This is a genomic window from Gordonibacter sp. RACS_AR68 (assembly GCF_030418485.1).
Taxonomy (GTDB): Bacteria; Actinomycetota; Coriobacteriia; order Coriobacteriales; family Eggerthellaceae; genus Gordonibacter; species Gordonibacter urolithinfaciens.
This window is the reverse complement of sequence record NZ_JAIPUP010000001.1, coordinates 570672-595874: the sequence shown is the minus strand read 5'-3', so window position 1 is coordinate 595874 and position 25203 is coordinate 570672. Positions and strand designations below refer to the sequence as shown.

The 25203-nt window shown below is 65.3% G+C and carries 23 protein-coding genes; 8 read left to right on the top strand and 15 right to left on the bottom strand.

All coding sequences use genetic code 11. The features are described from left to right. Window positions 1–4: 4 nt before the first annotated feature. From K9U15_RS02505 to K9U15_RS02485, 5 genes are all read right to left on the bottom strand, one after another. Complete coding sequence (locus tag K9U15_RS02505) at window positions 5–421, bottom strand: zinc ribbon domain-containing protein (protein ID WP_123672811.1); 417 nt, start codon at window positions 419–421, stop codon at window positions 5–7. Between the two features lie 236 nt (window positions 422–657). Continuing rightward, a complete protein-coding gene (locus K9U15_RS02500) occupies window positions 658–1941 on the bottom strand; it encodes a homoserine dehydrogenase (protein WP_087190249.1) in 1284 nt (427 codons plus the stop codon). A gap of 10 nt (window positions 1942–1951) precedes the next feature. Then, window positions 1952–3307: a diaminopimelate decarboxylase gene (lysA, locus tag K9U15_RS02495; RefSeq protein WP_123672812.1), complete on the bottom strand. Its 1356-nt coding sequence runs from the start codon at window positions 3305–3307 to the stop codon at window positions 1952–1954. 857 nt (window positions 3308–4164) lie between these two features. Then, a complete protein-coding gene (locus tag K9U15_RS02490; protein WP_123672814.1) occupies window positions 4165–6054 on the bottom strand; it encodes a hypothetical protein in 1890 nt (629 codons plus the stop codon). Between the two features lie 104 nt (window positions 6055–6158). Then, on the bottom strand, window positions 6159–8252 hold the full coding sequence (locus K9U15_RS02485; RefSeq protein ID WP_123672816.1) for an RND family transporter: 2094 nt from the start codon (window positions 8250–8252) through the stop codon (window positions 6159–6161). A 361-nt stretch (window positions 8253–8613) separates the two neighbouring features. On the opposite strand from K9U15_RS02485, the gene K9U15_RS02480 reads away from it, so the two are divergent. The 7 genes from K9U15_RS02480 to K9U15_RS02450 all read left to right on the top strand — a co-directional run bounded on the left by K9U15_RS02480 (window position 8614) and on the right by K9U15_RS02450 (window position 14943). Next, window positions 8614–9168, top strand: a complete 555-nt coding sequence (locus tag K9U15_RS02480) for a TetR/AcrR family transcriptional regulator (protein WP_161959705.1) — start codon at window positions 8614–8616, stop codon at window positions 9166–9168. Between the two features lie 298 nt (window positions 9169–9466). Next, window positions 9467–9862 (top strand): molybdenum cofactor biosynthesis protein MoaE, encoded by a 396-nt coding sequence (locus K9U15_RS02475; RefSeq protein ID WP_087190254.1) that lies wholly within the window; start codon window positions 9467–9469, stop codon window positions 9860–9862. Window positions 9863–10226: 364 nt separating this feature from the next. Further along, window positions 10227–11453: a molybdopterin molybdotransferase MoeA gene (locus tag K9U15_RS02470; protein ID WP_194073870.1), complete on the top strand. Its 1227-nt coding sequence runs from the start codon at window positions 10227–10229 to the stop codon at window positions 11451–11453. A gap of 300 nt (window positions 11454–11753) precedes the next feature. Then, entirely contained in the window at window positions 11754–12377 is a 624-nt protein-coding gene (gene amaP, locus K9U15_RS02465) for an alkaline shock response membrane anchor protein AmaP (protein ID WP_015539170.1), read from the top strand. Between the two features lie 12 nt (window positions 12378–12389). Continuing rightward, window positions 12390–12959, top strand: coding sequence for a DUF2273 domain-containing protein (locus K9U15_RS02460; protein WP_241557585.1), 570 nt, complete (start codon window positions 12390–12392; stop codon window positions 12957–12959). An 80-nt stretch (window positions 12960–13039) separates the two neighbouring features. Next, on the top strand, window positions 13040–13561 hold the full coding sequence (locus K9U15_RS02455) for an Asp23/Gls24 family envelope stress response protein (RefSeq protein WP_087190257.1): 522 nt from the start codon (window positions 13040–13042) through the stop codon (window positions 13559–13561). Window positions 13562–13743: 182 nt separating this feature from the next. Further along, window positions 13744–14943, top strand: coding sequence for an Mbeg1-like protein (locus K9U15_RS02450; protein WP_123672822.1), 1200 nt, complete (start codon window positions 13744–13746; stop codon window positions 14941–14943). Here the strand turns inward: K9U15_RS02450 and K9U15_RS02445 are convergent. Then, window positions 14940–15785 carry a DUF6179 domain-containing protein gene (locus K9U15_RS02445; RefSeq protein WP_301155541.1) on the bottom strand — a complete coding sequence of 282 codons (846 nt, stop codon included), beginning with the start codon at window positions 15783–15785 and terminating at the stop codon, window positions 14940–14942. The two genes, K9U15_RS02450 and K9U15_RS02445, sit on opposite strands and share 4 nt — an antisense overlap. Window positions 15786–15930: 145 nt before the next feature. Next, window positions 15931–16593: a DUF6323 family protein gene (locus K9U15_RS02440; RefSeq protein ID WP_123672826.1), complete on the bottom strand. Its 663-nt coding sequence runs from the start codon at window positions 16591–16593 to the stop codon at window positions 15931–15933. Between the two features lie 413 nt (window positions 16594–17006). Between K9U15_RS02440 and K9U15_RS02435 the strand changes: the two genes are divergently transcribed. Next, complete coding sequence (locus K9U15_RS02435; RefSeq protein ID WP_123672828.1) at window positions 17007–17597, top strand: TetR/AcrR family transcriptional regulator; 591 nt, start codon at window positions 17007–17009, stop codon at window positions 17595–17597. On the opposite strand, the gene K9U15_RS02430 is transcribed toward K9U15_RS02435, so the two are convergent. From K9U15_RS02430 to K9U15_RS02400, 8 genes are all read right to left on the bottom strand, one after another. Then, the gene (locus K9U15_RS02430; RefSeq protein WP_123672830.1) at window positions 17594–17893 is read right to left on the bottom strand and encodes a hypothetical protein; all 300 of its coding nucleotides are present in this window, start codon (window positions 17891–17893) and stop codon (window positions 17594–17596) included. The two genes, K9U15_RS02435 and K9U15_RS02430, sit on opposite strands and share 4 nt — an antisense overlap. Before the next feature lie 7 nt (window positions 17894–17900). After that, window positions 17901–19187, bottom strand: a complete 1287-nt coding sequence (locus tag K9U15_RS02425; protein ID WP_123672832.1) for an MFS transporter — start codon at window positions 19185–19187, stop codon at window positions 17901–17903. A gap of 140 nt (window positions 19188–19327) precedes the next feature. Continuing rightward, window positions 19328–19681: an oxidoreductase gene (locus tag K9U15_RS02420; protein ID WP_123673224.1), complete on the bottom strand. Its 354-nt coding sequence runs from the start codon at window positions 19679–19681 to the stop codon at window positions 19328–19330. Window positions 19682–19683: 2 nt separating this feature from the next. Next, window positions 19684–22164 carry a molybdopterin-dependent oxidoreductase gene (locus tag K9U15_RS02415; protein ID WP_123672834.1) on the bottom strand — a complete coding sequence of 827 codons (2481 nt, stop codon included), beginning with the start codon at window positions 22162–22164 and terminating at the stop codon, window positions 19684–19686. A 52-nt stretch (window positions 22165–22216) separates the two neighbouring features. Then, window positions 22217–23509, bottom strand: a complete 1293-nt coding sequence (locus tag K9U15_RS02410; protein WP_123672835.1) for an MFS transporter — start codon at window positions 23507–23509, stop codon at window positions 22217–22219. Window positions 23510–23586: 77 nt separating this feature from the next. Beyond that, window positions 23587–23808: a zinc ribbon domain-containing protein gene (locus tag K9U15_RS14490; RefSeq protein ID WP_161959706.1), complete on the bottom strand. Its 222-nt coding sequence runs from the start codon at window positions 23806–23808 to the stop codon at window positions 23587–23589. A 330-nt stretch (window positions 23809–24138) separates the two neighbouring features. Beyond that, window positions 24139–24360, bottom strand: coding sequence for a DNA-binding protein (locus K9U15_RS02405; protein ID WP_123672837.1), 222 nt, complete (start codon window positions 24358–24360; stop codon window positions 24139–24141). A gap of 27 nt (window positions 24361–24387) precedes the next feature. Next, entirely contained in the window at window positions 24388–25137 is a 750-nt protein-coding gene (locus K9U15_RS02400; RefSeq protein ID WP_123672839.1) for a GNAT family N-acetyltransferase, read from the bottom strand. Window positions 25138–25203: the final 66 nt, after the last annotated feature.

Genomic DNA, 25203 nt, shown 5'->3' with positions numbered 1-25203 from the left:
TCCCCTACGACTTCTTCGTCGTCTCGGTCTTGCACTTCGGGCACACCACGCGCAGCGTGCCCTTCCCGCGCGGCACGGACAACACGGTGCCGCAGCCTTGGCACTTGAAGTAGCGCGTGGTCTTGCGGTTCGCCCACGCCTTGCGCTTCAACGCGAGCCAGCGCTTGGGCTTCTGGACGGCCTGCTCGAACGCCGCGTTCTCCTTCGAGCGCGCCGCGATGTTCTTCGAGAAGCTGCGGAACAGCGCCACCGCGAGAACCGCCAGAACCACCCACGACAGCAGATCGAGCCCCGGGATAACCGAGAGGATGAGCAGGATGAGGCCTACGCCCATGAGGAAGTTCGACAACCCGTCGACGCCGTTGCGGCCCTGCATCCAAGCGGCCATCTTCCATTGCAGACGCTCGAAGAAACCTCTCACGATGAACCTTTCCCTTCGCCGCCCCCGCCCGCCTTTCGGGCGCCCTTGGGCAGCGAAATCATTTAGTTATAAAATAAGACTATTCGTGCTGATTCGGCACGCCGTCACCTAATCGAAACGTTACGGCCACAAGACGGCCACAGGTCTGCAACGTCGGGAGCCGGAGGAAGCAATGAGGCCCCGTGCTGAGCACGGGGCCTCGGACAGACGCAACTCGGCAAAACGCCAGAACCTACTTAATCCTCCACGCGGATGACGCTCGGCTCCTCGCGCAGCACGTCGTCGAGCTTCGCTATGTCGGCGAGCACGGCGCGCACGCTCTTCTCGCGGGCGGTATGCGTGACGTAGGTGATGTCCACGCTGTTGCCATCCTTCTTGCCGCGCTGGATAACCGAGTGCACGCTCACGTCGTGGCTGGCGAACACGCCGGCCATGGCGGCCAGCACGCCGGAGCGGTCGGCCACGGCGAAGCGGATGTAATATTTGGTCTTGAGCTCCTCCATGGGCACGAGCGGCAGCTTGTCGGTGCAGGTGCAGCCTACGAACGGCGGTATGCCCGCCTGCAGGTGGCGCGCCACCTCCAGCACGTCGCCCATGACGGCGCTCGCGGCTGGGCCGGAACCCGCGCCCTCGCCGAAGAACATCGTCTCGCCCACGGCATCGCCCACCACGTAGATGGCGTTGTACACGCCGTTCACCGTGGCCAGCTGGTGCGACAGCGGCAGCATGGTGGGATGCACGCGCACGTCGATGCCCTCGTCGGTGCGGTGCGCGTGGGCCAGCAGCTTCACGCAGTAGCCCATGTCCTTCGCTATCTCCAGGTCGAGCGGCGTGATGTGGCGGATGCCCTCGGCGTGCACGTCGTCGATGGTGACGCGCGAGTTGAAGGCGATGGAGGCCAGGATGGCGATCTTCGCCGCAGCATCCAGGCCGTCGACATCGGCGGTGGGGTCAGCCTCGGCGAAGCCCTTCGCCTGCGCCTCGGCCAGCACGTCGGCATAGGGCATGTCGTCCTCGGCCATGCGGGTGAGCATGTAGTTCGTCGTTCCGTTCACGATGCCCATGACGGAGTCGATACGGTTCGCGATGAGCGAGTGCTTCATCGGGTCGATGATGGGGATGCCGCCGCCCACGCTGGCCTCGAACGCGATCTCCTTGCCGGCCTCCTCGGCCGTGCGCATGACCTCTTCGCCGTGCGTGGCCATGAGCGCCTTGTTCGCCGTGACCACGTTCTTGCCGGCACGCAGGGCGCCCAGCACCACGTCGCGTGCCACGGTGGTGCCGCCGATGAGCTCGATGACGATGTCGATGTCCGGGTCGTTCAGGATATCGTGGAAGTCCTGCGTGAAGATGTCCTCTACGCCGTGCTCGATGGCCTGCTCGGGGTTGCGCGAGCACACGCGCACCAGCTCCACGTCGATGCCGTAGTGGCGCTTGAATTCCTCGCGGTGGCTCTTCAGGATGTCGATGCACCCGCCGCCCACGGTACCGGTTCCCACGAGCCCAAGTTTAACCGTCATGTTGCTGCTCCTAAATGTCTCGACTGTAAAGGTCCTCGTACGTTTCGCGCCGCGTGGTGACGCGCGCCTCGCCGTCTTTCACGAACACGACTGCCGGGCGCGGCTGGCCGTTGTAGTTGCTCGACATGGTGTGGTTGTACGCGCCCGTGCCGAACACGGCCACGATGTCGCCCAGGTCGGGGCGCTGCATGGGCATGTCGATGACCACGGCGTCGCCGCTTTCGCAGTGCTTGCCGGCGATGGTGACGATCTCGGTGCGCGGCTGCCCCGCCTTGTTGGCGATGACCGGCTCGTAGTCGGCGTGATAGAGCGCCGTGCGGATGTTGTCGGACATGCCGCCGTCCACGGCCACGTACTTGCGGATGTTCGGCAGCGTCTTGATGATGCCCACCGTGTACAGCGTCACGCCCGCCGTGGCAACCAGGCTGCGGCCCGGCTCCACCAGCAGGCGCGGCTCGGGCATGCCGTGCTTCTCGCATGCGGCGCGCACGGCCGCGGTGATGGTTTCGGCGAACTCGTCGATGGAGGCCGGCTTGTCGTCGGCCGTGTAGGCCACGCCCAGGCCGCCGCCCATGTCCAGCTCGGCAAGCTCGATGCCGTACTCCGCGCGGATGCGCGCCATGAGGTCCACCATGACCTCGACGGCCTCCGGGTACGAGTGCAGCGCGAAGATCTGCGAGCCGATATGGCAGTGCAGGCCCGCCAGGCGCACGTTGGGCGCGGCGAGCACGTCCTTCACGCACTTGAAGGCGAAGTCCTCGCGCATGGTGAAGCCGAACTTCGAGTCCTCGCATCCCGTGCGGATGTACTGGTGCGTGTCGGCCTCCACGCCCGGCGTGATGCGCAGGTAGATGGGCTGCTCCACGCCCAGCTCACCGGCAATGTCGGAGATGCGGTGCAGCTCTATGCGGCTGTCGATGACGATGCGGCCCACGCCGGCCTGGATGGCCTCGCGCAGCTCCTGCGGCGTCTTGTTGTTGCCGTGCATGAAGATGCGCTCTGCCGGAAAGCCCGTGGCCAGCGCGCACGCCAGCTCGCCGCCGCCCGACACGTCCAGGCACAGGCCCTCTTCGTTCACGATGCGCGCGGCTTCCTTGTTGAGGAACGCCTTGCTGGCGTAGACGACGTCGGCGTTGGCGTAGCGGCTGCGGAACGCCTCGAGGTAGGTTTCCATGCGCGTGCGCATGTCGCGCTCGTCCATGACGTAGAGCGCCGTGCCCTGCTCGCGCGCCAGCTCCACCAGATCGACGCCGCCGACGAACAGGTGGTCGTCGCGCACTTCGGCCGTGAGGGGGAGCACCGCGCCCAGCTCCATGGTGGTGCGGTTGTCGGGCTGCTTGCTCGTGTCTGCCGCAGGTAGGGACATACGCGTTCCTTTCGCGTCCGTCGTGTTGCTGAGGGAATTCACCCAGTCTAGCATTGCCGCGGGAGAGGCGGTTTTCAGATGGGCTAAAAAGAGGAATATTACACGGCGAGCAGCGTGTTTCGCAGCGCGCGAATGCGCTTGTCGACGATTGCCGGCCAACGTGTCCGAACTACGAGGTCAAACCCGTTGCAGAATCGCTTGCTGCTTCGTATAATGCGGATTATCGACGGTGCCCAGGACGGCGAGTTAACGGGTTCACCATCCAGCTCGGGCGGCGCAGGTTTTACGGGAGGCCGGGATTATTCCCGGCCTTTGCTTTCAGCTCCCTTGGATCCCTTCCCACTTCGGCCGTGTTTCCTATAGTCCGTCCACAGACCGTGGAGGAAGCTCCCGATCGTGGCCACCCCGCTATGGCGTAAAGGATTTCAAGAACGATGTTCATAGGCACCACTCCCTTCATGGAAGTGCCACCCGAACACGGACACCGCCGGCACCGTGCATTGTACGCCGTCGATGCGTTGGTGTGAAGATATTAAAACTCCAGTTCAGAAGTTATTTTTTGCGTTTGATACGTGCAGGTTTTCGGCAAGGTTCCCGCAAGATCCGCGCGGTGATCGTGCAAGGTTCCGACGGCGTTTTGGCGAGATCCGTGCAAGGTTTTGACGGCGAATCGGCAAGGTTCGAACGGTTCGCGTGCAAGGTTCTGGCGGTGGGCTCTCGACAAACGGGTAAGGTTCGACGCAATAGGCCCGAAAAAGCCGGGTCGCCGCGCGAATAGACGCGGCGACCCGTTCTTTTCCACAAAGCCGCCCGAACGCCCGTTGAGGTTTTCCAACGCGACGTCGGCGCCGAAAGGCCTACGCAAGCCCGAAGAGCGCCAGCAGACGATCCCAGATGCCCTGCTCGGGTTCTTCGGCGGCCGGCTCTTCCTGCGTCGGTGCTTCGATGGGCTCGGTGGACATGACGAACTGCACGAGCGAGACGTTGGCGTTCTTCGCGCTGGCATAGCTCACCGGCTTGAAATCGCTCTTGTCGTAGTCGGCCATCATGGCGTCGATTTCTTCCTGCACCTTGGCGGGAATGCCCTGCACTTCCTCGTACAGCGTGCCGGCGCCGTCGGCCAACTGCTGGGCGCCCGAGGACAGCTGGCCTGCGCCGGCGGACAACTGCCCCGCACCCGAAGCCGCCTGGTTCGCGCCGGAGGCGAGCTCGGACGTGCCCAAAGCGAGGGCGGACGTGCCCGAGGCTAGAAATTCTGCACCCGACGAAAGGGCCGCGACGCCGCCCAGCAAGCTTTGCGAATCCGCAATATCGCCAAGACCTCCAGCGGCACCTGAAAGCGCCTGCGCAGACGCGCCGTAACCAGCGTTGGCCGCATTGATGGCCACGAGGTTCTGGGTGGCCGTTCCAAGGGAGGACTGCGCTGCCAACACGCCGGTGTCTGACCGGGCGGCAGCAGCTGCCGTTTGCATAGCGGCCGTCAGCGCCGAAACGGAATCCATGCCTTTTGCGAGATTTGTTTGGTTGTCGATAGCAAGTTGGGCGTTGTAGGCAGTCAGATACGCTTGGGTGAACGTCGCCTGAGCGTTTGCGTATGCGCCCTGCGCAGTCTGCGCCGCCGCCTCATCAACCATGTTACCCGCGCCAAACGCCTGGTCCAACAGAGCCTGTCGGTACGTCTGCATTCCCCCCAGCAACGACGAAGCGCCTCCCGCCACGTCCTGCGCGCCTCCCGTGAGTTCGTTCGCGCCGCCGACCAGCTGGCCGGCGCCTGCGGCGAGGCCGTCCATGCCGCCTGCCACCTCGCCGACGCCCGAGGCGACCTCGCCGGCGCCCGAGGCCAGGCCGTCGGCGCCGGCCTTCAGCTCGCCCACGCCGTCGCCCAGCTGGCGGAACCCGGATACGAGCTCCGTTGTGTCCGGCGTCTCGATGCCCATGGAGAACGGCACGGCGGCAAACGTGATGCCGCTCATCGTGAAGCCGCTCACCTGGGCCTCGACCCTGAACGAGCCGTCCTTGCCCGGCATGCCCGTAAACGTGACCTGCGTGTTCGAGCCGGCAAGGGCGATCTGCCCGTCCGCGGTGGCCACATCCTTCACCTGGTCCGACACGAACGGGACGGTGATCTGCAGCAGGTAGTTGTCGAAGAACGCCGGGTCGACCGACGCGTTCTTCTTCGTGCTCACGATGATGGCCAGCTTGCCGCTCGCACCGCCCAGATCGGCCGCGTCCACGCGCTTGCCGTCAAGCTCGTACTCCACCGACACGTCCCACGGCAGCGCCGCCGCGCCCAGGTCGCCCTGATAGCTTAGCGAGTCGCCGGCAACGTCCACCGACACGGCATCGCCCTGCTGCTCGACGCCGCTCGCGTCGGTAAGGTTCTGCACAGCGGTGTACGGGCCGTAATCGACGACCTTCCCCGGCGCGTCCGGGTTGAGCACGTTCACCACGTACACGTTGTCCACAGCCCCCGCCGCAGACAACCGCGCGTACACCACTTCTTCCTTGGGCGTATCGTTGACGGCTGCTCCGGTCGCCGCAGCGCTCGCCGAACCCGCGGAGCCCGCTTCGCCTACACTCGCCGCAGCGCCGCCCTCCGCCGCCAAGGCCGCAAGCGTCGCAGGCGAGCCGCCGCATAGCCCGATAGCCAACGTGCCCGCCAGCACGAGCGAGAACGCCGCGCACAAACGCGCCCGCGCCTTCCGCGCGCAGCGAGCCGGTCGCTCCGCCTTCGCTTCTTCAACCATGCACGTCGCCTTACGAGAAGCCGCCGTGCCGTCGTATTTCCTCGCCGCTTCGTCAGGCGTGCCCGACCGCATCCGCAGCTCCGATAGCGTTTTCTTCAGAAGCCTCATGCACCAGCCTCCTTTTCCGTTTCCAGTTGTCCGCCGCCGCGGAAGAAGCCCGCATGCCACGTGGTCTTCGCAATGAGCTTGTCGAATATGAGCAGCGCAGCCGGCAGGAACGTGACCACGAGGAAGAACGAGAGCAGCGTGCCGCGCGCCAGCAGCAAGCCCAAAAGCGACACGATGTTGTTCGTGGACGTGAGCCACAGGACGAGTCCCGCCGAGGTGAGGATGCTCGCCGACACCAGGATGCTCTGAAACGACGTGCCCAGCGTGCGCGCCAGCGCCTGACGCGGCGGCATGCTGCGGCGATGCTTGCGGTACGTGTCGGTGAACAGGATGGCGTAGTCCACCGTGGCACCCAGCTGCACGGTGTTGATAACCAAAAATCCCAGGTAGTTCAGCGAATCGCCCGTGAAGTACGGCACGGCCAGGTTCAGGAAGATAGCCGACTCGATGGTGGCGATGAGGATGACGGGCAGCGTGGCGGACTTGAACGTCAGCACGAGCACCAGCAGGATGGCCGCGATGGCGATGAGGTTCGTCACCTGGTTGTCCTCGGTAACGACGCCCTTCATGTCGTAGAGGCTGGCCGCCATGCCGGTGACGAGGCCCGCATCCCCGTACAGGTCGTGCACGGCCGCGCGCACCTGCTCCACCACGGCGAAGGCCGCCGTTCCCTCCGACTCCGTGTCGGCGTACACCACGATGCGCGCATCGTGCTCCGAGTAGAACTGCTCGGTGACGGCGGGGTCCAGGAACCCGGTGGGGATGGCCGCGCCCACGGCGGTGGGATACGACAACACGCTCGTGACGCGCGGAATCTGCTCAAGCCGCTCCGCCAGCTCCAGCTCGCGGCCGATATCGCCCCTCGGCACCAGCACCACGGCCGGCGTGGACTGGCCGAATGCCTCGTTGATGGCCTCGGTGTCGCGCGCCACGCGCGTCTGGCTGCCCTCGGTCGATCCCATGCCGTAGGTGAACGACGTGTTCGCCTGCGCCAGGAAGCACGGCACCACCAGCAGCAGCACGAGCGCGAACACGGGAATGCGCAACGGCGCCAGCACCTTCCCCACGCCCTTGAACGCAGGCAGGAAGCGGCGGTGCTTCGTCTTGTCGATGAGCTTGTAGGCCACCAGCGTGAACGCCGGCAGGAACACCACCACGCACAAAAACGAGAACGCGATGCCCTTGCACAGCGTGAGCCCCAGATCGGCACCGATCCGGAACTGCATGAAGCCGAGCGCCGCGAAGCCGAACAGCGTGGTGGCGGCCGAGGCGGCAATGGCGGAGAAGCTTTGCCTCATGGCCGTGCGCATGGCCCGCACCGCGTCGGGCTCTTCCTCGCGCGCCCGCTGGAACGCGTGCAGCAGGAAGATGGCGTAGTCCAGCGACACCGCCAGCTGCAAGATGGGCGCGATGGTGAACGCGATGTAGGACACCTCGCCCAAAAAGATGTTCGTACCCATGTTGAGCAGCACCGACACACCGATAGCCAGCAGGAAGAACACCGGCTCGATCCACGAGGTGGTGGAGAGCACGAGTATCAGAAGGATGAGCGGCACCAGGATGGCGAACGCGTTGGCCACCTCGCCGCCGGCCATGGCCTTGGACTCGGCCGTGTTCACGGCCTGGCCGGTTGCGCTGCCGTCTTCGCCCACGATGTCGTAGATGGCCTGGAGCGCCTCGGTCTCCTGGCCAGCGGCCACCGTCACGTCGAACAGCGCATGGCCGTCGCGGTAGTACTGCCCCACGGCGTCAGGATCCAGCATCTCAAGCGGCGTGCCCAGGTCAACCACATCGTCCAGCCACAAAACGCCCTCGATGCCGGGCGCGTCCGCCAGCTGTTGCTTGTACGCGAGGGCCTGCTCCACATCCACGCCGCTCACCATAACGCGCGCGTTGGGCACGGCAGCGTCGAATTCGGCGTCCATCTCCTCGAGCGCCCGCGTGGACTCCGCCGACTCGGGCAGATAGGACGTCAGGTCGTAGTTGATGGGCACGAACAGCGCCGCAATTCCCGACAGAAGGGCAAGTACCAGCGCCACCCCCACAATAGGGCCGCGATGATTCGTGACGAACGCGCTGAACCGCTCCACTGAGGCGCCCTTTCTGCCGCCGACACGGCCCTGCGACCGGAACAGTCGGTGCACGACCGCTCCGGCTTGGCAACACCGTGTTGATTATCTTTCGCTCATATTGTTATATTGCATTATGCCGAATCTTCAACCGATGATTTTCTCGGATGTGTCGGCAAACCGACATTTTTGTCCCCGATGTCGAACGTTATCGAAAATATCGCATAAGGACGATGTAATGTCAGGGGGGGCTGGCAAGCAATCAAGCGGCAGACGGACGATGGCGAACGGCGCACGATAAGCGGGCGAGCCCGACTCGAGAGCGGCAGATGGACGGCGGGCGATGAGTGGCCGGGGCGGCGACCGGAAGGCGGGGAAAACCATGAAGCAGGACCATCGGATACGGCTCACGAAGCTGCTGCTGCGCGAGGCGTTCCTCGACCTGCTCGTGGAGAAGCCAGTGGCGAAGATCACCGTGAAGGAGCTGTGCGAGCAGGCCAACGTCAACCGCGCCACGTTCTACGCGCACTACCGCGACCTCTTCGACCTACACGAGGAGATCGAGCGCGACCTGGCGCACACCATCATGCGCTCCCTGAGCACCACGCTGCCCAGCCAGTCGCTCAGCGTGTTCAGCAACGAGATCTGCCGCATAATCGTTGACAACGAGCGCTCGTGCCAGGCCATCTTCGGAGAGCACGGCGACCCCGAGTTCCCCCTGCGCGTGGTGGAGACGCTGCGCGAGAGCAGCATCGCCCTGTGGCGCCGGCAGCGCCCCGACCTGCCCGAGGCAGAGCTCGACCGCCTGTACACGTTCATGGCGAACGGGTGCCTCTCGGTCATCCGCTCGTGGGTGCGCAACGACATGGCCGACAGCCCCCAGGACATCGCCCGCTTCATAGAGAAGATGACCGACAGCGGCCTCGCCGCCCTGTAGCGCCCCGCGCCTCGCCGCCCTACAGCACCCGCGCCAGTGCTGCGCCCGACCCGCTGCGAGCCGCAGGCGTCGCTTCGACCTCTTGTAACGAGACGCGCCCTCATGAGCGGCCGAGCCCCCACTTCCAACGGCCCCCTTACGTCGCGCAGGTCGGCGACAGCCTTCCCGGATGTTTCACGTGAAACATGCGTTCGTATATTGGCCCCTAGCTCCGCTTTTCATATTCCTACTCGATTGCTGTGTTTTTATTGCCCTCGATAGCGTATAATGGCACTATCGAAACCGAGAAAGGGGAATCATGGCTCAGCAAGAACCGTCCATCGACCAGTGGCTCAAAGAGGCCAAGCAGGATCCGCAGGCTGCGCAGTGCGGCATGTTCCTCGCCCATAACGGCATCGTGCGCATCACGCCGAAGAAGCTCGTGCGCGAGGGCGTGGAGGGCCTGGGCGACGTGGCGCAGGTGGAGTTCTCGTACGATGCCGAGGGCGTCGCGGCGGCCGAGAAGGAGGCGCTCACGTGGCCCGGCGTGTACTACGTGCGCACCTGGCTGAACGAGGGCGTGCTCGACGTGGGCGATTCCATCATGTACGTGCTGATCGGCGCCGACATCCGCCCGAACTGCATCGATGCGCTGCAGAAGCTCGTCGGCAAGATAAAGAACGACCTCGTGGTGGAGAAGGAGATCTACGCGTAGGGCGCTCGCACGACGGTTCCGCCAACCAAATAACGAACGAATGTTTCACGTGAAACATTCGCGAAGGAACGCGCGAAAGCGCGTTTTTTCGTAGGTGCTTTGAGCATCTTCCCGTGGCACCGCGAGCCGTTTTCTTGCGCGCCATCGAGACCCGATGACACTGGCGCGGATCATTTGCTCATGCGGGCAATCGAGACCGTGTCGCATTAGCACGCGTCGTTTTTTCATCTCGGTTGGCGCGGGGGATGCAAGGCGACCGCGCCGCCCTTCCCTCGACCGTCTTTCGCTCAAATATCCTGATATCAAAATATTTCTTCCGTACTATAATATGGCCAGCACATCCACACGAGCAGGGAGAGGCAACATGGGAGAGAAGATCATGCACGGGTTCCCTTCGCGGGAGGAAGCGCTCGCGGACTTCTTCGCCGCCTGGGAGCCGCCGGCGGAAGCCACCGAGCTGGTGAGCCTGGACGAAGCCGTAGGGCGCGTGACGGCGCGCGACCTGGTGTCGGCGAACACGCTGCCGGTGGTGCGCGCATCGGCGTGCGACGGCATTGCGGTGAGGTCGGCGGCCTTCGCGGACGGCCGGCCGGACACGAGCTCCTGGGAGCTCGGCCGCGACTACGTGCGCGCCGACACCGGCGACGACTTCCCCGACGCCTACGACGCCGTCATCATGATAGAGAAGGCCGCCATACAGCCGGACGGCTCGGTCGTTCTCGACGACGACGTGCAGGTCGAGTCCGGCACGAACGTGCGCCAGGCGGGCGACACCATAAGGGCCGGCGCGCCGCTCATGAAGGCCGGCCTGCCCATCCGCCCGACCGACCTGGCGGCGCTCGCCATGGGCGGCATCACGCTCGTGCCCGTGCGCCGCAAGCCGCGCATCGCGTTCATCCCCACCGGCAGCGAGCTCGTGCCGGCCGGCATCGCCCCGCGCCGCGGCCAGAACGTGGACACGAACAGCCTGATGGTGAAGCACATGCTCATCGAATATGGCGCCGAGCCCCTCATCTTCCCCATCGTGCACGACGACGAGGCCGCCCTCGAGCGGGCATTCGCCGAAGCGCTGGCCGTGGCCGACGCCGTGGTGGTCAACGGCGGATCGGCCGTAGGCGAGGAGGACTTCAACGTGCGCATGATCGAGGCTCGCGGACGCGTGGTGCACCATTACATAGCCGCTGTGCCGGGCCGCCCGCTCATGATGGCCGTGGCCGACGGCAAGCCCGTCGTCGACCTGCCCGGCCCGACGATGGCCGCCTACTACGGCACGCAGTGGTGCCTGCAGGCTGTCGTCGCACGCTTCCTGGACGTGCCCGTGCGCAAGATCCCCACCGTGCAAGCCCAAGCAGCTGCCGCGGTGAGCGGCCCACCCCAGATGGCGAACATCGCCCGCGTGAACCTGGTCCGCGACGACAACCCGGCGAACCCCTCGGGCTACACCGCGGAGTTCCTCAACTTCAAGGCCGGCGATTTGGCCGCCTGCATGGCCAGCAACGCCCAGCGCATCTCCCCCCTCGGCGAGCACGGCTTCGAGGCCGGCGCCCTCGTGGACGTGGAGCTGCTGCGCGGCGAGGAGCTCATCGACTAGCAAACGGCCACGTCAGCGCTAAGGGGCCGAGGGCGGGGCGCGTCACTCCCCCCTTGTACCCCCTCGCCCCCTCGCGCCTGCACGGGGCCGTCCCTCGGGCGGCGGCGAGCACACGGTGCCTGCCCTACAGGGCAAGCGCCCAGCGAACCCCGGATTCCCGCCTTAACGGCCCGGCAATCGTCCGGCCGCACTTCCGTACAAGCGGTTACCGCCGCCCATCCTTTCCCCTAGAGTAGTCGCACTCCATCCGACCGCGCGCCGCTCACCGCGATGCGCGCACGAGAAAGAAAGGCGGCATATATGGGAAAGTTCAAGCGCTTCTGCATGATCGTGTTCGTCGTCGCTGCCGTACTCGGCATCGGTGTGCTCGCGGCCCTGTGGTTCGCGTGGGAACCGCTGTTCCCCGCCATCGCGTGGCTCATGGCCATGCCCTGGTTCTACGTCGTGGAAGCCGTGCTCCTGGGCATCACGGCAGTGGGCCTGCTGGTGGTGCTCATCCGCGCGCTCACCGCGCCGGGCAAGAACTCGCAGCTTGAGATCGAGCGCGACAACGGCAGCATCGCCATCACGCAGAACGCCATCCAGTCCACGGTGAAGCACGTGGTGGAGGCGCACCACGGCCTGTCGACCGACAACGTGAAGGTCGATATCACCAACAAGCACGATCCGCGCATGGCCATCCACGCCAAGATCGATCCCGGCCGCAACGCCGAGCTGGGCGAGCTGGGCGCGAAGCTGCAGAACGAGATCTCCTCGACCCTCGAGGCGTTCACCGGCTACCCAGTGGACTCCGTGCGCATCACGTTCGCCGGCGACGCCGACGTGGTGACGCCCGCGTTCACGCAGCAGGCCACGAAGTACTCGGAAGACACGCACCGCCAGCACCAGACGCAGCCGGTGCCGGCCCATGCCGTGGGCAAGTAAGGAGGTGCGACTATGACGCAATCGGCCATACGCATGCATCCGGCCCCGATGACGAAGGCCCCGTCCAAAACGGGCGCGGGCAAGGCGAACGCCAAGCAGAGCCGGCCTAAGCAGAGCGCGGCGCAGCAGGGCTCCACCGCTTCGGGCGCGGCCAAGGTCTACCAGCCCCAGCAGCAGGCCAAGGCGGCGCAGGGCGACCCATCCAAGCCGAACCCCGACGCTCGCAAGATGGGCGTCCCCGGCGCCGGCACCACCATGAGCGCGGACAAGACGCCGGGACCCGAGGCGCAGACGCCCTCCGACGTCATCACGAACGCGGCCGCGAAGGCCCAGGAAGGGAAGACCGGCATGTTCGCGAGCATGCGCGCTGCCACGGCGCCCTACCTGGAGAAGCACAGCCACACGGTGCTCTACGGCATCGTGGGCTTCGTCGCCGCGGCGCTCATCCTCATCGTGGGCTTCTGGCCCACGGCGCTGCTCGCAGTGTTTGCCGCCGTGGGCGTGGTCATCGGCCGCTACCGCGACGGCGACCAGAAAACCCGCGAGCGCATGAAGGGCATCCTGGAACGCATCAGCAGCTAGCAGCCCCCGGCGTGTCGGGCCGCATGCCCGGCACGCCGCCCCAACCGGTTTCACCCACCTGACGATAGAAAGGAACCACCATGTCCCAAGCAACCATGACCAAGCCCTCCACCTCCGCCAAGAGCACGTACGACCCGTACGCATCGATGGACGGCCAGGACGCAAGCGCCAGCTCCTACCAGGCCGACAGCGTTCCGGCCGAGCCGCAGTACAAGCTCGTCATCGACGAGAACGTCGTTGAGAAGATCTCCTCGAAGGCCGCCCAGAAGATCGACGGGATCATCGACATGAAGGGCAACCTGCTATCCCGCGTGCAAGAGGGCCTGGGCGGCAACGACAAGACGAAGGGCGTTGACGCCGATGTCGTCGATGACAAGAACACGAAGCTCGACCTGGACATCGTGCTGGAGTACGGCAAGTCCGCAACCGACGTGTTCGACCAGATCAAGAAGGTTGTCGGCCAAGATATCAAGGACATGACGGGGCTGAACGTCATCGAGATGACCGTGAATGTGGTCGACGTCATGACCCAGGACGAGTACGACCAGAAGAACGGCAACAACACCGACGACGGGCAGAGCGGCTCCTCGAACGACCAGTAGAGACTCCCGCGCGTCGTGTTGCCGCACGCGTCCCGTCCGCGTGCGGCGAAGGCCCGCCTCTCCCTTGGGAAGGCGGGCCTTGTGCTGCTCGGCGGCCTGCCCACTCCGCACCTCCTACCCGTCCCCGCCGCGAACCGAAGCGCTACAATGGGTGGACAGCCCGCGCTCGGAGGGAGAGGCCCATGAACCTGCTCGACTACTTGGCGACGGAGTTCGCCCCGTTCGAAGAGAAGCCGTTCAACCCGGTGGACTCGGCCGTGCTGTCGCAGTTCTGCATGGTGCGTGCCGAGGGAGTGGTGCCGGCGCTCCGCGAACGCTCGTCGTTCCTCGACCTGGGCACCATCGTGGAGAACCTGCTATCGCCCACGCGCACGGCCGTGCGCTTCGCCGACGCGCTGCGCGCCGAGCTCTACCCGACCATGTTCACCGGCCTTGACCCGCAGATGGTGAAGGAGAACCTGCTGGCACTGGCCGCCAGCCCGCGCTTCCGCGACATGCGCGTGCGCGACTACCTGAGCCTGTTCGACACCGACCGCCAGACGCAGTTCGCCGCCATGACGTTCGTGTATCGGAAGGACTTCGCCTACGTGGGCTTCCGCGGCACGGACACGTCGTTCACCGGCTGGCGCGAGAATTTCAACATGGCCTACACCGCCCCCGTCCCCGCCCAGGAACAGGCCGTGCGCTACCTGCAAGCCGTCGCGCAGCGCGCGCCGAAGCGCGTGTACGTGGGCGGCCATTCGAAGGGCGGCAACCTGGCCGTGTACGCGGCGCTCAAGGCGCCACCCGCCGTGCAGCGGCGCATCGAGCGCGTGTACAGCCACGACGGTCCCGGATTCAAGGCGGGCACGTTCGCGCCCGCCGATTGGGCGCCGCTCGAGGGCCGCATCCACCGCACCGTGCCGCAGGACTCGGTCGTAGGCCTGCTCATGGAGTCGCCCGTACTGCCGCATGTGGTGAGGAGCACCGCCAAGGGGATAGACCAGCACAGCGTGTTCTCGTGGGAGGTCGCGGGCGATGACTTCGCATACCTCGATGGGCTCACCGACGGTGCCCAGCTCGCCGATGCCGTGCTCACGGAATGGCTGGCACGGTTCAACGACGAGGAGGCGGCCGTGGTGGTGGACGCGTTCTTCCAAGCGGTGGAGTCGTCAGGCGCCCGTGACGCGTCCGACCTGCTCTGCGGCGGCTCGAAGGCGCTCGCTCTTGTCTCGGAGGCCGCCAAGAACATGGACCCCGGCGCCCGCTCCACGCTGCTCGCCGCGCTGAAGCCCCTCACCGAGATCGTCGCGCGGCACCTCGCGCAGGGCGTCTCCGTGCTCTGGCCCGGCTCGCGAGCACCGTCTCGGCCGCGGGCTGCGGAACGCGGCGAGGACGCCTAGCTCCAGCGGACGAACACGCCCTCCAGGCTGCGGCAGCGCAGGGCCGTGGCCACACGGGGCGCCAGCTGCCCCGCCAGCCGGCGTACATAGGCACGGGCAGCGCCGTCGTCAACGGCGAGCTCGGCGCAGACGGCGTTCGCGGCGTCCTCCAACTTCCGTGCCAAGGCATGCGGGGCGCTCCCTGCAAACCCTTCGGCGATACGCGCGTAGCCCGCCTCGTCCAGCTGCAGGCTGCGCACATCGCAGCCTGCCAGCACGCAGCCGACGGCGTTCGCGGCAACCGGCTCGAACAGGTTGAGTATCAGCTCGCCGTACTGCGGGTGCACGGCGCGCAGCAAGCGCCGGCACCGCGCGACGTCAAACTGCTGCAGGAAACGGTTCTCTATCAGCAGCCGCTCCAAGTAGGCGTTCACGTAGTCCACGCCTTGCAGCGACTCCGGCACCGGCTGAGCCAACGGGTAGTCGATGTCGGCCGGCACCTCATGTGCGAAGAACCGCGGCACGTAGCGCGAGGGAAACCCGCGCAGGCTCTCCAGCGTATCCTTGAGTGCGATGCTCTCGAGCAGCGGCGTGCCCAGACACACGTCCCTCCACAGTACCTCGGTGCGCGCAGCCTCGCGCTCGACGCGCGCCACGGCTCGCTCGAAAACGGCTTCCGGGCCCTCATCCGCGATTTGCCGCACGAGGGCTGCGTCGGGCTGAGGGTCGTCGGGGTCTATGCCCATCACAAAGCATGCGGAGGCGAGCAGCCGATGAGGGTCGTATTCGGGCAGCGAGCTGCTCTCCCCCATCGTGTAGAGCGCGACCTGCTTCGCGAGCACCTGCCAGAGCGCAAACTGCACGTATTCGACAGAAGACGCGGCACGGGCCGGTTCGTCGCCTGCCGATGCCGTGGGACCCAGGCCGTGCGTGCGCTCTCCGGCCTCGGGCGGGGTACCTGCACCGCGCGCGCCGGCAACCTGGCACGCCTCGTCGTCCGCAGCCTCGTCAGCCGAGGGACGAGCCCCCGATGCGGCTGTTGGAGTCGAACCCGATGCGGTAGAGCTCGTGGTACCCGTCGTAGAAGCCGTCGGCGTACTCGTTGCCGGGGCGCTCCCACCGCTCGTCGTCCAGCACGCGGCTGAGCTCATCCCGCACGCGTTCCCCGGCTCCGTCATGGGCAGCCTCCTCCTCGAATGTCTCGGCCTGCGTCTTCTCGTCGTATTCGCCCGTCCGGCCGCGCGCTGCATACGTGCGCAGCGTTGCGACCGGAACATCGGCCAGAAGCTCCGCCGACCCTGCCGCCTCGCCATCGAACGCGTGGCGCAGCGCTTCAACCAGATCGTCATCGGCTATCGGTTCACCCGCCGCCTCGGCGTCCTCCTTGCGGCGGTAGAACACGTCCTGCACGTCCGCGATGGCCTCGGCGTAGTTCTCCTGCGAGAGGTACGGCGAATCGCAGAACCCGCGCACCAGCTCGCGCACCACCCCGCGCCCGAACTCCACGCGCCCCGTCGCGCGCAGCGCGTCCCCGCGACGCTCGACCAGCTCCATCATCTGCGGCTCGGTCAGCCGCAGCCCGTGCTTCGCCGTCGCCTCGTTGCAGACGGCCAGATCCTCCCGCGCAGCGGCCCGTTGCAGCTGTGGCGGTATTGTCAGATCGAAACCCATGCGCATCACCTCGCACAGGGTTATACCGCGAACCCCGTGCACATGCACGACTCGACTTTTCGCCCGTTTTGTGGTATTATTTCCCCAGATGAAAGCAGAGAATTAATGAATCCTCCGCTTTTTTGACGTCCGAAGCGAACCCCGTGCGCCGCAGCCGCCAAGCACTGCGCTTCCCAAATCCTATTTGATCAAAATCGCGATTTTGATCAAATAGGAACGAGAAATCGTCTTCTATTTGATACCTTTCCGCACCCGTGTCACAAGAACCATTCGAGGTGGCCGCAGTCCTTGCGGGAAAGGACCGAACACGAGACAGATCGTCCCGTCTGTCTCTTTCTCCGGCTCGCGGAGCAACGTGCGAACCGTGCTATCATGGCCGAAAGATCATATCGGTTGAAGGGGGAAGCGCTGATATGGACGAGCCGTCTTCGACGATGGAAGACTTCAGAACAAAGATGTGCATCTTCAACGCTCTCGACGCGCTTATGCGCCGCGTGCCGTTCGACAAGATAACCGTCACGCAGATATGCGCGGAGGCCCATATCTCCCGCGCAACGTTCTACCGGCACTTCAAGGACAAGTTCGCCATCCCACAGTGGCACCTGAACTTCGCCTATGCGCGAGGCGCTAGCGAGATAGGCCGGACGCTGCCATGGCGCGAGGGCTACTATATATCGGAGGCCATCATCGCCGAGCGGCGCGACTTCTACCGCAACGTGGCGAAGTCCGACGACTACAACGCCATCGACAACTATGCGCCGCGCCTGCGCAAGAAAACGCTCACCGCCACCATTACCGACTACCATCACCACTCGCTCACCGAGCACCTGAAGTTCCAGGTGGACGCAACAGTGGAGCTGGAGGTGCACCTGCTGCCCAAGTGGCACTACGGAGCCTACGACGCCACGCTCGAAGAGCTCTGCACCTGGCTGGCCAACGCCATCCCGCGCGAGCTGTACAAGCTGCTCGACACGCCGGTAAAGCCCGAGGCCGCATCCGTCTAGCCGGCCGCCCCGGCCTCACGCTCGCGGAGCCCGCCCGCCGCACCCGACGCAGCCGCACCCAATGCCGCCGTCGCACCCGAAGCAGGCAGTGCGCCGCCCGGGTCCGCGCACGTCACCTGTGCGATACCCGGCGCACGCGGCAGGGGCTTGCCGCACGAAACGCATATCGCGGCGTCAGCGGCGTTCTGCACACGGCAGAACGCACAGTAGCCGGGCGGGTTCGTCCGCACCATGCCCTCGGCAGACGCCGGGCCGCACTTGCCGCAGTGGATGCAGCCGAACGCGCAGCGGGTCATGCCACGCTCACCGTGTGCTCTCCGAGCCGTCTGCCTCAATGGAGCCAACCGCCGCCCTCGCGGCCTCCTCCCCTGCTTCCCGGCAGGTCAGCGCTCGCATAGGATGCGCCAAACCCACCACCGCCACCGCAGCCCCCACGGCTATGAGCACGGGGAACACGGCGTCGTTGCCCAGCGACGGGATGCCCGCAACCGAGGCGGCGAACAGGTACGGAGCGATGAACGGTCCCAGGTTCATCATGGAGGTCATGATGCCGCTCACAAACGGCACGCGACTCTTGGGCGTGATGTTGCCCGTGGCGTTCTGCGCAGCCGTGAAAAACGCCGACCCGCCGAACCCGAGCACGAACACGCCGAACGCGTACACGAGCGGGCTGCCCGCAACGAAGCACGGCACGATACCTGCCACCACCAGCAGCGCCGCAACGCCGAACAGCCGTCCCTTGAATGCCCTCACCAGGTAGGGGAACAGCGGCCCGCACAGGATAGTGCCGACGCCGCAGCAGTTGATGACGAGCGCCGCCTCGCCCGGCCCCGCCAGCCCACGCCCATCCAAAATGGTGGACGTGACCACCTGCACCGTAACCACGCACGTCCAAGCAGCCAGCGCGAACAGCGCATACCCCCAGATCGCACGTGGCACGCGCTCCTTGGGGCCTGTCTGCACGCCATCCGTTTGGCGGCCGTATGCCCGCTGCGCCTCCACGAGCGGCTTCGCCTCCGGCATCCACACCAGCGCCACCGCCAGCGGCGCGATGCCGATGAGGTACGCCAGAAACGAGTAGTTCCACCCGATTTCCGTCAGGTAGCCAGCAACCGTCGTGTACACGATGTTGAACACGAACTGGATAGTAATGCCCAGCCCCAGCAGCCGCGAACGCCGCTCGCCGTCGAAGAACGCGATGATAGTGGCGTTCCCCACGGGAAACATGATACCCAAGCCCAGCCCCACGATCACCCGCGAGACGATGACGGGTGCATAGTCCGTAATACTTGGCATGAGGAACGGAAACGCGCCGCCCACCGACATGATCAAGATGCCCACCACCGCGGCGGGCTTGAACCCTATCCGCAGCAGCACCGCACCGGACACGATGCTTACCGGAACCGAGATGATACCCGTGATACTATTCGCGAACATGATAGTGGTGATGCTCGTGTCCGCGAAGTGGTGCGAAAACGCCGCTATCGAAGGCGTCAGAATTGCGAACTCACTCATCGTGCAGAACAGCGCAAGGATGCCCACAACGTTCATCGTAGTCAGCTTCCCGCGCGAATAACCCGATGCCCCCATAACCCCTCCTTACGTTGGCATACCCCAAGGGCGTTAGGAGGCCCGAACGAGCCAAGTCTCCCCAACGCCTTCCCTTCCCCGGCCTCGGAAAAGACCGGGGAAGGGCTCGGGCGCCCGTTTAGGATATCCGAAAACAACCCCTAGTCAGCGGGCGCCCACAGAACTTGCTTCGGCTTCTTCGCCAGTTCTACCGCCATTTCCTCCACGGTGCCGAAGCGCATGCAATCGCCCAGGCAGTTGTGCACGCATACCGGCTCGCGGTGCGCTGCCACGCGGTTCGCGCACAGGTCGCACAGGTCGGTGGGCACGGGAATCTTGTTCCAGTTGAAGCAGCTGCCCTCGTCTTTCTCGTCGTTCTTCTGCCACGGGCCCTCGTCAAGCACGCGGATGCCCCACTTCCCCACGGGGAAGCCGTGCTCTTCCTTGCAGGCCACCTCGCAAGACTGGCAGCCCGTGCAGAACTCGTAATCTATCAGAAGCGCGTATTGAGGCATGATCACACCAGCTTTCCAAATTTCTCGGCGAACGCCTTCATGTCCACGTCGTAGCTCTCCTTGAGAGGCACGACGTTGCAGCAGGCGCTCTTGTACGGGGCCCCGAGGCCAAGCGCGTTGTTGTGGTGCTCGGGAATCAGATCGTTGCAGTTCGACTGCCACACGCCAAACAGGCTTGGCTCGCTGCCGTCCTGCTCGGGGAACCACCAGCCGTGGTCGGCTTCCACATGGCCCTGCTTGATGGTGGGCATGATGCGCGCCTTGTACTTCGCGGCACCGAACATGTTCGATATCTCGCACCACTGGCCGTCGGCCAGCCCCAGCCGCTCGGCGTCGGCGGGGTTGATCTCCAGCATGGGGTTCGGGTCGATCTCGCGCAGCACGGCGATCTGCCGATGCTCGCTGTGGAACGACGAGTAGCGGCGATGCCCCGTGGACAGGATGAAGGGGTACCTTTCGCAAATCTCCTCGTGCGACAGGTCGCGCTCGTGCCACTTCGCATCCAGTTCTTCGGGCACGCGCGGATTTTTCATGATGTCGAGCTCCTCGGCGCTCTTCTTGGGAATGCGCGGGCTCAGGTCGGGCTCGTAGTAGTACGGCAACGGATCCATGCCGTTGTCGTTGTACTGCGACGACCACAACTCCACGCGCCCTGTGGGCGTGAGGAAGCCGGGCTGGCCGTCGGGGCGCAGCTTGCCCGTCTCGTACTTGCGGTAGTACACCTTGCGCTTGAACTTCACCAACTGCTTGACCTCGTCGAAGTCGTGGCGACCCTCCAAGCGGTTCTTGTTCAGGTAATCGTGGTAATCGCCGTACTTCTTGTGCGCGAAGCACGCCTTAGGGTCATCGGGGAACATGGCTGCCATGCGCTCGGCCAGCAGGCAGTAGATCTCCAGGTCGCACTTCGCCTCGCCCACCGTGACGGCCTTGTTGCCGCAGCCGGTGGTGATGGAGGCCGCACCGTAGTGCGTGCGGTTCACGCCGTCATGCTCCACCACGGTAGACAGCGGCAGGAACACGTCACACACCGCCTGGATGGTAGGCGTGATGAAGCAGTCGGTGCCGAACGCGAAGTCGATGGAACGCTGGAACGCCTTGTGCCAGCGGGTGGGCTCGGCAGAGTTCGTGGGCGCGAGCAGGTTCGTGTTCGCGATCCACGCCATACGGATGGGATAGGGCTCGTCCGTCTCCAGCGTGTCGAGCACGCAGTCGGCCTGCGCACCGGTGATCTGGTTGCAGTACAGCGGGTACTTGTCCATGCCCACGCACTTCGCCCGCTCCTCGTCGGTCATCTGGTACCAGCCCTCGGTGATGAACGCGCGGGTGTCGGTGTTGTAGGCGCTCTGTCCCTCGGCAGCCGAGCCTGTGATGTCCTCGGGCATGGACAGGTCGGCCACGATGTTGCCGCCGGGAACGTCCAGGTTGCCCGTCATGCAGATCATGCCCAGCACGCAATGCCCTGCCTGCATGCCATTCGTGTTCTGGTCGAACGCCAGGCCCCACGCGATGGCGGCCGGCTTGGCGGCGGCGTACAGACGTGCCACGCGGTAGATGTCCTCCACCGGGATCTCGCAGATCTCGGCGGCGTCCTCGGGCTTCATGTACGCCACGCGCTCGGCGAACTCGTCGAAGCCGTAACACCAGCGCTCCACGAAGTCGTGGTCGTACAGATCCTCGCTGATGATGATGTTGCAGAGCGCCATCGCCAGGGCCGCGTCGGTGCCGTTGCGCAGGCGCAGCTGCACCACCGAGCGTGTGGCCAGCCAGTTCACGCGCGGATCGATGGTCACGAGCTTCGCGCCGCGCTTCATGAGGTCGATGACGGCGTGGCCGAAGAAACCGTCGGGGTTCGATGCGAGCGGCATCTTGCCCCACAGCACCATGAGCTCGGGCACCTGGTACTGCGGATCGTCGTAGCCACCCTCAAGGCCGCCGGCGTAATCCAGCTCGGGATACAGCGCGCCCAGCACCATCTGCGACGACATCATGCGCGGCTGGTAGCAGGCATAGCCCGACTGCGTGTACGCGAGGTTCGGCGTGCGGAAGATGCTCAACTGGAAGTCCTGCGACAGCATGCCGTCGCGGCCGGTCCCCACGAAGATGGCCATGGTCTCGCGGCCGTACTGCTCGGTGAGGCGCTTCCAGTTGTCCATGATGAGGTCGAGCGCCTCGTCCCACGTGCAGCGCTCCCACGCCTCGCCGTTGCCGCGCTCCTCCTTCGCGCGCCTCATGGGGTACACGACGCGCGACGGGTTGTACACATAGTCCTTCAGCGCCAGGCACCGCGGGCACAGGCGGCCGTGCGTGATGGGGTCGTTCTCGTCGCCCTCCACATGGTCCAGACGCCCGTCCTTGTCCACGTAGATCTTGATGCCGCACCCCACGGGATGGCAGCCCGGGGGCGACCACACCGAGGAGCGCACGACGGTGAAGTCGCCGTCCTGGTACTTCCAAGGCTTACCTAGGTCGTTTTCGAATTCCATAGCCTTCTCTCCTTCTTGTTGCCTCTGTTTTCCTCTACCGGCCATCGCTTCGTCACGCAGCCGCTGGCCCCCCGTCCCCATCCACAGTCGTCGCCGCAGCCGCGATCCGCTTGCCGTCACGGGCGCGCAGCACCAGGAAAAGCGCCAGCGAGCCCAGGAACAGCACCACGCCCACGCCCACCAGAAGCCCGGTGCACGCAGCCCAGCCGGCAGCCGTCACCACGGCGCCCACGATGCCGAATAGGATGCCGCCCACGCATTGGCCGCAGCTCATGAGCGTGGAGGACACGCTGGCCAGCGCCGGCCGCGGGGCGATCTCGGCCACCATGGTGAAGAAGATGGCAGGCACCACGCCGTTGGACAGGCCGAACACAATGAGCCACGGCACGAGCAGCGCGTCGCTCACGGTGTAGGCCACGGCGAAGCAGGCGCCCAGCACGGCCGAGCAGGCCACCAAGATGCCCAGACGCCCCTTGTTGCTCTTGACGGCGTTCATGACGAAGCCGATGCCGATGCCCCCCACCACCACAGCGATGTTCGCCACGTTCAACATGCCGTTGGCAGACGCCTGGTCCATGCCCATGGTCTGCACCATGTACAGCGTCTCGAAGTTCATGACGCAGGCCGTGCCCAGGGCGAACGCGGCGAAGGCCACCATGGCAACCCAGCACGACAGGCTCTTGAAGCCCTCGGACACCTTCGGCTTCTCGGCATTCGGGCCCGACTCCTGATCGAGGTAGGACACCTCCGGGTTGCGCACGGCCACCGCCCACACCACCGTGATCACAGCAAGCAGCGCCGCCACGAACCAGAACACGGCGTGGTAGCTCGTGGGGTCCGCCTCGGTGAAGAAGAAGCCCGACGTGCCCATGACGAACATGGAGCCCAAAGGCACCCACACGGAAAAGATGCCCATGGGGACGCCGCGTTTCGACGGCGGGAACCATTCGGAGAACAGCACCGGGACGACCGTGCCGATGCAGGCGTAGCCCACGCCCTCGATGAGGCGTCCGACCACTAAGACGATATAATCGGTGGCGAACGCGCTGATGACGGCGCCTATCACGGCGCACCCCAACACCATGAGGGTCGACTTCTTCGTGCCGAACTTCATGATGATGCTGGCGGCCACGAATGCCAAGACAAACCCGACGTAGCCGTTCAACGACATGATGTTGCCCGCGGTGCCCGTATCGATGCCCAGCGCCGGGATGACCAGCGACATGGTGGCGGGCAGCTTATTGCTGTTGGCCGAGATCAGAATAGAGGCAATGATGGCGATGGTGGCCACCGCCCATGCGCGCCCCGTCTGGTTGATCTCGGCTTTCTTAGCCTCTTCGCTCATACCCTTCCTTCTTTCCGGCCGCAATGCGGCCTTGCTCGTTCCTGTGGCGCTCCCCTGCGCACCCCGCGTTCGCGCGTCTACCGGGCGGGCGTACCCGGGGCCTTCGGCGCACTTGGCGCACCGGGGGCCGCGGGTGCTCCGGGAGCTGCAGGCCTGCCCGGAGCGCTGGGAGCTCCCGCCATGGCGGGCGCGGGCAGCTCGGCCCCGCAATGCGGGCACGTCTGGGCGCTTCCCTCCTGCGGCGCGCCGCACTGCGGGCACTTCCTCTCGAAACTTGCCGATGACGGTCTGAAGCACATGGGCTCGTTCCTCCTTCTCTCGGTAATTTTCGTCGCAGCTGCCGGAAAACCGGCTCCGCGCTTGGTTCCCATGGTACGAAGGCGCCGTGACCGCTTCAATTTGCAGACGACGCCGTTCGTCGCGCCGCGCGAGCCACATCGGGCGAAGTGTCTTGACTTTGCGCCCAAGACGAAAAAGGCGGCGCACCGTAACCGGTGCGCCGCCTTCAAGCGATAGTCGGGAGACAGTAAGCCTAGCCCATGAAATGTCCCTCCCCACCGTGCAGGGCTCGACAATTATGGGTCGAGGGAATTTTCCAACAGTGCACTTAAGGGTGCAAGTCTATCGCTTCACAAGAACCATTCGAGGTGGCCGCAGACTTTGCAGACGAGGACCGTGGCGCTCCTGTTCGCCCAATCGAGGTCGAGGAACGTGAGGCCCATCGTGTTGAGCTGCGCCGACCGCTCGTCGAACGCGGTGCCGCCGCAGTGCGAGCACGCCACCTGCCTGCCCGCGAACTCGTAGCCGTCATCCCCGCTCAGCCCGCGGTTGAAGCTTTCGAGAAAACCCATTCCGCACCCCCTTCGCCGGAGTCTCGCCTACTTCTTGAGTATCCGCTTCAAATACGCGGTGTCCAGCAGGTTCACGGTCTCGAACGTGCCCTTGTAGAACACGGCCCAGTTGTTGAACACGCAGGGCAGGTCCTTCGCCGTTTGCAGCGAATCGACCTGGATCAACGTCAGCGGGACATCGTTCTCCTCGCAGTACCGCTGCACCGCGGCGATATGCCCGGGCACGTAAGGGCACTGGAAATCGTAGTAGATCGTCAGCTCGTCGCGCTCGATCCTCTGCGCCTTGGCGCGCGGCGCGAACGCCGGCACGGTGCCGTCGAACGACAGGGCAAGCAGCTCGTACCCGTCGTCCGTGGCGTCCACTGCCTCGAAGCCGAACTTCTTCGCGAACGATTGGTCGGACAGCCACGACTTCTGCTTCTTCGAGCCCAGCATGCACACGCCCGACTTGCCCTGCTCGCGCGCATCGGCAAGGCAGTGCTCCATGAGCGCGCGCCCGGACCCTTTCCCCTTGGACGCGCCCAACACCCAGAGGCAGTACACGTACAGGTAGTTGTCGCCCACGATGGGGACCCACGCCGTCTCAAGCGGGGCGTACTCGATGAACACCGGGTCCTTCACCTGCAGCTTGCGGAACACGTGGCCCTCGCGCAGCCGGTCGGCCAGCCATCGGCGCTTCGCCTCGACGCCCGGATGGGGCTTTTTGACGCGGATGAGGCAGGAGAGGTGCTCGTCGGCGAGGTTCTCCGGCGTGAGGTTGACGAATTCGGGCTCCATGGGCATCCCGTCCTTTTCAATCGAGAAAGCGGCGCGCCCCGAAGGACGCGCCGCTCGAACGTCCCC

Coding starts and splice junctions, on each gene's coding strand:
- K9U15_RS02500 (WP_087190249.1), bottom strand. CDS start 1,941: ATGACGGTTAAACTTGGGCTCGTGGGAACCGGTACCGTGGGCGGCGGG.
- lysA (WP_123672812.1), bottom strand. CDS start 3,307: ATGTCCCTACCTGCGGCAGACACGAGCAAGCAGCCCGACAACCGCACC.
- K9U15_RS02490 (WP_123672814.1), bottom strand. CDS start 6,054: ATGGTTGAAGAAGCGAAGGCGGAGCGACCGGCTCGCTGCGCGCGGAAG.
- K9U15_RS02480 (WP_161959705.1), top strand. CDS start 8,614: ATGAAGCAGGACCATCGGATACGGCTCACGAAGCTGCTGCTGCGCGAG.
- K9U15_RS02475 (WP_087190254.1), top strand. CDS start 9,467: ATGGCTCAGCAAGAACCGTCCATCGACCAGTGGCTCAAAGAGGCCAAG.
- K9U15_RS02470 (WP_194073870.1), top strand. CDS start 10,227: ATGGGAGAGAAGATCATGCACGGGTTCCCTTCGCGGGAGGAAGCGCTC.
- amaP (WP_015539170.1), top strand. CDS start 11,754: ATGGGAAAGTTCAAGCGCTTCTGCATGATCGTGTTCGTCGTCGCTGCC.
- K9U15_RS02460 (WP_241557585.1), top strand. CDS start 12,390: ATGACGCAATCGGCCATACGCATGCATCCGGCCCCGATGACGAAGGCC.
- K9U15_RS02455 (WP_087190257.1), top strand. CDS start 13,040: ATGTCCCAAGCAACCATGACCAAGCCCTCCACCTCCGCCAAGAGCACG.
- K9U15_RS02450 (WP_123672822.1), top strand. CDS start 13,744: ATGAACCTGCTCGACTACTTGGCGACGGAGTTCGCCCCGTTCGAAGAG.
- K9U15_RS02440 (WP_123672826.1), bottom strand. CDS start 16,593: ATGGGTTTCGATCTGACAATACCGCCACAGCTGCAACGGGCCGCTGCG.
- K9U15_RS02435 (WP_123672828.1), top strand. CDS start 17,007: ATGGACGAGCCGTCTTCGACGATGGAAGACTTCAGAACAAAGATGTGC.
- K9U15_RS02430 (WP_123672830.1), bottom strand. CDS start 17,893: ATGACCCGCTGCGCGTTCGGCTGCATCCACTGCGGCAAGTGCGGCCCG.
- K9U15_RS02425 (WP_123672832.1), bottom strand. CDS start 19,187: ATGGGGGCATCGGGTTATTCGCGCGGGAAGCTGACTACGATGAACGTT.
- K9U15_RS02420 (WP_123673224.1), bottom strand. CDS start 19,681: ATGCCTCAATACGCGCTTCTGATAGATTACGAGTTCTGCACGGGCTGC.
- K9U15_RS02415 (WP_123672834.1), bottom strand. CDS start 22,164: ATGGAATTCGAAAACGACCTAGGTAAGCCTTGGAAGTACCAGGACGGC.
- K9U15_RS02410 (WP_123672835.1), bottom strand. CDS start 23,509: ATGAGCGAAGAGGCTAAGAAAGCCGAGATCAACCAGACGGGGCGCGCA.
- K9U15_RS14490 (WP_161959706.1), bottom strand. CDS start 23,808: ATGTGCTTCAGACCGTCATCGGCAAGTTTCGAGAGGAAGTGCCCGCAG.
- K9U15_RS02405 (WP_123672837.1), bottom strand. CDS start 24,360: ATGGGTTTTCTCGAAAGCTTCAACCGCGGGCTGAGCGGGGATGACGGC.
- K9U15_RS02400 (WP_123672839.1), bottom strand. CDS start 25,137: ATGGAGCCCGAATTCGTCAACCTCACGCCGGAGAACCTCGCCGACGAG.